9 protein-coding genes and 1 pseudogene are annotated in these 6,511 nt (G+C 66.6%); 4 read left to right on the top strand and 6 right to left on the bottom strand.

Features of this window, described 5'->3' with window-relative positions; genetic code table 11:
* From A5701_RS08180 to A5701_RS08170, 3 genes are all read right to left on the bottom strand, one after another.
* Window positions 1-610 (bottom strand): FAD-dependent oxidoreductase (locus tag A5701_RS08180; protein WP_156669984.1); only part of this gene is annotated, 610 nt, incomplete at its 3' end.
* Entirely contained in the window at window positions 607-990 is a 384-nt protein-coding gene (locus A5701_RS08175; RefSeq protein ID WP_067750766.1) for a DUF4267 domain-containing protein, read from the bottom strand. The genes A5701_RS08180 and A5701_RS08175, both read right to left, overlap by 4 nt.
* A 14-nt stretch (window positions 991-1,004) precedes the next feature.
* The gene (locus tag A5701_RS08170; protein WP_067750763.1) at window positions 1,005-1,322 is read right to left on the bottom strand and encodes an NIPSNAP family protein; all 318 of its coding nucleotides are present in this window, start codon (window positions 1,320-1,322) and stop codon (window positions 1,005-1,007) included.
* Between the two features lie 98 nt (window positions 1,323-1,420).
* Between A5701_RS08170 and A5701_RS08165 the strand changes: the two genes are divergently transcribed.
* From A5701_RS08165 to A5701_RS08155, 3 genes and pseudogenes are all read left to right on the top strand, one after another.
* Window positions 1,421-2,011, top strand: a complete 591-nt coding sequence (locus A5701_RS08165; protein ID WP_067750760.1) for a TetR/AcrR family transcriptional regulator — start codon at window positions 1,421-1,423, stop codon at window positions 2,009-2,011.
* Window positions 2,012-2,260: 249 nt separating this feature from the next.
* Window positions 2,261-3,037 (top strand): SDR family oxidoreductase, encoded by a 777-nt coding sequence (locus A5701_RS08160; RefSeq protein WP_067750754.1) that lies wholly within the window; start codon window positions 2,261-2,263, stop codon window positions 3,035-3,037.
* Window positions 3,038-3,065: 28 nt separating this feature from the next.
* A pseudogene (locus A5701_RS08155) lies at window positions 3,066-3,938 on the top strand (oxidoreductase).
* Between the two features lie 90 nt (window positions 3,939-4,028).
* Here the strand turns inward: A5701_RS08155 and A5701_RS08150 are convergent.
* The 3 genes from A5701_RS08150 to A5701_RS28785 all read right to left on the bottom strand — a co-directional run bounded on the left by A5701_RS08150 (window position 4,029) and on the right by A5701_RS28785 (window position 5,523).
* Window positions 4,029-4,844 carry a PPOX class F420-dependent oxidoreductase gene (locus tag A5701_RS08150; RefSeq protein WP_067750751.1) on the bottom strand — a complete coding sequence of 272 codons (816 nt, stop codon included), beginning with the start codon at window positions 4,842-4,844 and terminating at the stop codon, window positions 4,029-4,031.
* Window positions 4,845-4,926: 82 nt separating this feature from the next.
* Window positions 4,927-5,157, bottom strand: coding sequence for a DUF167 domain-containing protein (locus A5701_RS08145; protein ID WP_067750748.1), 231 nt, complete (start codon window positions 5,155-5,157; stop codon window positions 4,927-4,929).
* Window positions 5,158-5,202: 45 nt separating this feature from the next.
* A complete protein-coding gene (locus tag A5701_RS28785) occupies window positions 5,203-5,523 on the bottom strand; it encodes a hypothetical protein (RefSeq protein ID WP_067750745.1) in 321 nt (106 codons plus the stop codon).
* Window positions 5,524-5,683: 160 nt separating this feature from the next.
* Between A5701_RS28785 and A5701_RS08135 the strand changes: the two genes are divergently transcribed.
* Window positions 5,684-6,502 (top strand): NlpC/P60 family protein, encoded by an 819-nt coding sequence (locus A5701_RS08135; protein WP_156669983.1) that lies wholly within the window; start codon window positions 5,684-5,686, stop codon window positions 6,500-6,502.
* Window positions 6,503-6,511: the final 9 nt, after the last annotated feature.

Genomic DNA, 6,511 nt, shown 5'->3' with positions numbered 1-6,511 from the left:
GGCACCAACGGTGCCGGGGAACATGCGCGCGCCGATCACGCACAGGATCAGCGCCGGACCCATGACCCCCGCCTCGAAAAGCCCACAGCGCCCCGCGATCGGCGGCGTCAGGCGCGTCCTCCGCCGCCCGCCGCATCTGCCCGTTGCCATCTATGTAGTCGACGGACAGCAGCGCCGAACTGGCCATCCCGTACGGGCGGGTCAAAAACCCGACCCCTCCCCCGAACGTGTAACCGGCGACGGCCACCGTGGGCGAGGTGCCGGCCAGTCCCAGCAGCCCGTCGCGTTCGGCAATTGCGTTGACCGCTGCCCAGGTTGCGCCCGCACCGACTCGGGCCACACGGGCTTGCGTATCGATGCGCACCGTGTTCAACCCGGAGGTGTCCACCAGCAACCGATCGGATTCGATCGGTGCGCCCGCCCCGTGTCCACTGGCCTGGACCGCGACCCCGAGATTGCGCTGGGCGGCCCACTGTACGGCCTGGGCGACCTCTTCGGTGCTGCGCGGGTGAGCCACGGCCGCGGGGCGCTGCAGCACCGTTGCGTTGTGCGGGTTGGTCGCGGCCCGGTATCCGGCGCTTCCCGGCGGTGAGAAGAGATCGGCTCTCATCGGGACACCAGCAGCAGCGCGGTGGTGACGAGCATGACGGCGGCGGTGCCGCCGTGGACGCCCCAGGCGATCGACTTGGAGCCGCCGTTGCGCAACACGATTGCCGCGTCGGCCAATGGAATGATGGTGGCGGCCAACATAACCCAGCCAACCAGGTGGGGCGTGCCCGCGACCATCAGTATGATGACGAACAGTCCTGTCGCGATGTCGCGCACGCCCTTGACGCTCAGGTAGGCGCCCGCGCCCGGCTGGTCGAGATCGGGCAGTACCCCATAGCCGGCGGCGGCGACGCGCGGTCCGAGCAGGAAACGCGCCCCGATGAAGATGATGCCCGCGGCGAGCAGTCCGGCGAGCGAATAGCCGATGATGGTAACGGTCATGTCGAATACCCCTTCTAGCGGATTGGTGAAAATGGCATTGCTTCAAGCAATTTCGTCTCGACATCGACGATGTCGCCGACGTCGAAGCCGGCCATGTCGGCGGCGAAGTCCGGGCTGGCCATGACGCGTCGAGTGAGGTCCTCGGGGTCGGCACCCGCTGGGTATTGGATCAACGCGACGAGTCGGTTGGCGCCACCGCTTCGCTCGGTCCACACGCCGTGGGTGGCGATCCCGAATCTCTCGAAGGTGGGCACGTGGCGTGCCCAGTGCACCGTTGCATACCGCTGCAGCGCGCCTGGTGATCGCAGCGTGTAGATCCTGAGCTGGAACATGTCTTGACTCCCTCTACTCGCACTGCTAGCGACGCTAACCCTCGGACGAAAGCGTGTCAATAGCGTCGCTAGTTTTCCTAGTCGTGCTACCATCGGGTATGGCTATCGAGGATCGGCGTGAGCGGGAGCGGGCCGCAAGGCGGAGTTTGATCGTGACGACGGCCCGCAGGTTGGCCGAGGCCGAAGGCTGGGATGCCGTCACCACTCGTCGGCTCTCGACCGAAATCGAATACAGCCAGCCGGTGCTGTACAAGCACTTCGCCGGCATGGAACAAATCGCCGACGCCGTGGCCGTCGACGGGTTTGGCGAGCTCGCCGACGCGATCCGCGACGCCCGTTCGGGAGCGGGAGCGGCCGGCGATGTCCTTACCCGAGTTGCGCAGGCATACCTTGACTTCGCCCGGGACAATCCGGCGGTATACGACGCCATGTTCACCCGCGCGACCACCTTGCGCTTCGCCGACGAAGAAACTCCCCCGGAGCTCACGGCAGGCTTTGCCGAACTGCGGCAAGCGGTACGCCTGGTCGCCGATGAGCAGCAGGCTGACGCGCTCACCGAAGTGTTGTGGGCTGCCCTGCACGGGCTAGTCACTCTCTCCCGTACCGGACGACTGCGTCCCGGGCAGGACGCGGAACGGCTCGAACTGCTCGTCGGGCGATTCACCGGCGGCGGGAAACCGTCACGCTGAGTCAAGCGGCGGACGCCGCGTGTCCTCGAGGACGAGCCGACGGGACTCTGGCGCCTGTGGTGGGGATCACGCCAAAACCGGGCATGCTTCGATGTCGAAGCGAGTTATGCCCGAGGGTAACTGCTTAGAACTTGAAGCATTTTAAGAGGCTTCGCCCGTATGACGTTGCATCGCAGCGTTTCTCGGCGCGAGCCGGCGATCGGAGGGCGTGGCGTTGTGCGCAACAGCCGCCCGGAAGGAGGCAGTGACATGACCAAGCTCGCACTCATCACGGGGGCCACCTCGGGCATCGGCAGGGCATATGCCGAACGCCTGGCCGCTGACGGGTACGACCTGGTGATCATGGGCAGGCGCGAGCGGCGCTTGGCGGCGTTCGTCGATGCTCACCCGGAGGTCAAGGTCCGAACCGTCGTCGCCGATCTTTCCAATAGCGATGACGTCGACCGGGTGGCCGAGATCTGCACCACCGAACCCCTGACCCTGCTGGTGAACAACGCCGGGGTCGCCCACTACATGCCGCTGGCCCAACTGCCCGCGAGCAAGGCCAGGGAACTGGTGAACGTCAAGGTCCTCGCCCCCACGATGCTCACCCGCGCCGCAATCAGTGGGATGCAGCAGCGCGGTACAGGCGCGATCGTCAACATGGCGGGGATGATCGCCTTCAGCGGTCCCGCGCCGCATTCCCAGATGCCCCGCCGCGCCGTCTATGCGGGGACGCTGGCCCACCTCGTCGCGATGTCCCAAACCCTCGCCGCTGAGCTCGAAGGGACCGGCGTCGTGGTGCAGGTGGTGTGCCCTGGCGTGGTGGCAACCGAGTTTCACGAGCGCCAGGACATGGACGTCAGCGCGCTGCCCCGGATGAGCGCCGACGACGTCGTCACCGCGAGTTTGCGGGGGCTGCAGTTCGGCGAGACCGTCTGCGCCCCAGGCGTAGAGGACACCAACCTGCTCGATGCCGTTTTTCAAGCAGACCTCGCGGCTTTCGCCGCACAAAGTCCAGAGCTGGCCACGCGATACCGCGGTTGAGCCGCCACCCGCCACGAAAGGATTGCGAATGAATGCACCCGCAACCCCGTTGCCCGGAGGCACCTGGACGTTGGGCGACGCGACCGTCACCCGCTTCGGCTACGGCGCAATGCAATTGGCCGGGCCGTGGGTCATGGGGCCGCCGGCCGACCGGGACGAAGCCATCGCTGTGCTGCGCGAAGCCGTCGAGTTCGGCATCACCCACGTCGACACCAGCGACGCCTATGGACCGCGGATTACCAACACACTCATCCGCGAAGGCGCTGCATCCCTACCCGCGCTCGTTGTTCATCGCGACGAAAGTTGGAGCACGCCGTGACGCGGAGGGCGGCTGGCCGACGGCAAGGCGGCCGGAGGATTTGCGCCGGCAGGTCCACGAAAACATCGACGCGCTCGGGGTCGACGTCCTCGACCTGGTGAACCTGCGCATGGGCGATGCCCAAGGCGTTCGACCCGAGCCGATCGCCGCAGCTTTCGAGACGCTGGTCGACCTGCAGCGGCAGGGCGTAATCCGTCACCTCGGCCTCAGCAACGTCACCGATGACCAAGTCGCCGAGGCGCGCGCGATGGCCCCGATCGTAAGTGTGCAGAACATGTACAACCTCGCCCACCGTGACGACGACAACCTGATCGACCGCCTCGCAGCCGACGGCATCGCCTATGTCCCCTTCTTTCCGCTCGGCGGGTTCACGCCCCTCCAGTCCGAGGCGCTTGCCAGGGTCGCGGCCCGGTTGGGGCCCCGCCGATATCGGTAGCGCTGGCCTGGTTGTTGCAGCGCTCTCCGAACATCCTGCTCATCCCCGGCACCTCCTCAAGGGCGCACTTGCGTGAGAACGTCGTTGGCGCGGGATTGCGCCTCACCGCCGAGGACATCGCCGAACTGGACGGTATCGCCGCCTGACCGGCACGCCGGGCCCCGAACGGTCTCCCGGAACGCCGGGGCAACGCTCGGGACCTCCCGCCGACACCGTGCTCGCGGTGACAACCGAACTTATTGACCGGCAACGGAATCGGATATCGGAGTCAACTCCGCATGGATCGTTCGGCCGAACTTGGACCGCATCAGCCGGTGCGCCGAAGGCACCAGCACGCCATGCAGGAGTGGATATTTCCGCCGGAGCAGACGCGCCGCATGCTGGTATTCGGCCCCCTCCAGCAGACGCGCGCGGCCGGCCAGCGCGGATCCCGTCGGCTTGCCCGACGCGGTCGCCGGGCCGAATTCGACATTTGGGTTACGGCGAATGCGGCGCACTTTGACCGCCCGTTCGAAACTGCGAAAGTAGGCGCGGTCCCCGTCCACCACGATGCTGACCGGGCTGGAGCCGGGCCTGCCGTCCTTGCGAAAGGTGGTGAGGCTGATGGTCTTTTGACGCACAAACGGCGCCAGCATCGGACTGGTCGCCGTGCTCACGGAGCCCAGCACGTGGCCGAGCTGGCGCAACCGCAGCACAAACGCCACGAGCAGGGCGGCCGACGTCCCACCGAGCACCCACGCTTGCGTGGTGGAACCACCGACGTCGAGGTCGACGATGTGGTTGACCGTGTGCACGGTGTTCGCCACCAGAAATGCGGCGAGCGCCGTCGCCAGCGCGTCCGCCCAGATCAGTGCGAGTAGCAGCGTGACGCCCAGGCCCAGCTGGAACGCACCCACGTCATGCAAGAAGTGCCGGTGCGTAGCGAAACCAACGGAATCGGCGAAGGAAGCCGGATCGACGAGGCACCAGATCCCGATTCCGGCCGTGACCGCCCCCACGGCCGCTGTCACCGCGATCAGATAGACCTGCGCAGGCGTACTCAAGCGATTCATCGTGTCGTCCTCCCGACATCCGTCGTACTCTCTGGTCGCTAGACGGGATAGGACAGCGATATGTGACGCGCGCCTACGCGCCTCAAGGATTTACGCGGAAGCGTTTGAGCCGTGACGCCGCTCCGGAGATCAATTCGACCCGGCTCCTGGGCAATTGGAGATGGGCCGCCAACAGCCGAGTGACGGCGTCGTTGGCCTTCCCGTCGACGGCCGGCTCGCGGACGTAGATCGTCAGCTCACCGTTGGGACCCACCTCGACGAGGGGTCCCTTACGGCTGCCGGGCTTGACCCTCACCACAACGGAGTCGTTCATGCGGCGAAAGCTACCGGCCGCCGTTGCACAGGCGCGAAGGCCGCGTTAGCCGGCCGGCGGTACCACCGGTGGGCGGCATTCGTTGGCGCCGGGATCCCACCACCAACCGTTGTCGCAAGCGAGCGGTTGTGGCCCGACCCCGAGGGGCCGGCACACATTCGCCGTCGGGTCCCACCATTGGCCCGGGTCGCATGCCAACGGTTGTGGCCCGACCCCGAGGGGTCGACAAACCTTGCCCGTCGGGTCCCACCATTCGCCGGCGCCGCAGTCGGCCGAACTCACGGCCGGCGTCGCGATCGTCACGGCTGCCATCGACGCGAATGCCATCATGGCGATGACCACAAGATGCCGAATGACCGTCCTCATCGCGGGCCTCCTCTCGTGATATGTGCATTATCGAACGAAGCCGGGGACAAAGGTCAATACCCGTCGTTGGGCCCGCAGCCGATCGCGCACGTCGGCGATGCGGTGTAATGCGATGCCGGAATGGAAAATGCGTCGTGTGGCGCTGTTGTAGCGTGACTCCGTGAAGTGTTCCCGGGCGCTGTTGACCATGCTCTGCACAGCGGCTGCGGTGATCGCTATTTCTCTGGCGGGCGGGCGATCTCACGCGGACAACGACGAGTTCGCCTACCCGTTCGCATGCGACAAGGCTTCCCTGACAGCGGATTTCGCGAGCCGCGACGGGTTGCCGCAAACGCAAGATCCTCCCGGCGACTGGTATCGCACGGACGCCGACGGGCATTACCTCAACCGAGGATGGGGCCCGCGGTCCGTCGCCCTGCCGCCGCCGGATATCCCGCAAGACGCGCGTTGTGATGCAAGCACCTGGAGACGGGAACGCGTCCTTGCCGTCGCCCTGCGCTACGTCTACTCCCCCGGCAACCCGCTGGGCCTGCAATACCGCCACCATCACATCCCCGGCTGGCAGCCACCAACATCGACCTATGCCGGCGCGCTCGGAGAGAATCCGGACCCCGACGCCCCGCAGGGGTTGACCGCCTGGGATCCCGGCCGCGGTCTGGACTGCTCGAATTTCACCGCCTGGGTCTACAACTACGGTCTCGGCATCAAGTTCGGCGGCGATGTCCACGAGCAGGCCGACGGCACCGCTGGTCCGATGGGCCGCCGCGTCCCGCAGGAAGGTCCGTTCCGGCCCGGAGATCTGATCTATCTGCACCCCAACGGAGATGCGAGCCGCGCCTCGCACGTCGTCATCTACGTCGACGACGGCCACATCATCGACAGCCGAGTCAACGCCCAAAACCGTCTCGGGGTCCAGGTTCGCAACCGATCGGGCTGGTACCGCGAGGCTGTCCTCGGCGGCTGGCGGCCGATCGACTGAGGCGCCCAC

The organism is Mycobacterium sp. E3305, from assembly GCF_001666785.1.
In the GTDB taxonomy this organism is placed as follows: Bacteria; Actinomycetota; Actinomycetes; order Mycobacteriales; family Mycobacteriaceae; genus Mycobacterium.
Note: the sequence above shows the minus strand (reverse complement) of the source record. Positions and strands in the feature narration are given on the sequence as shown.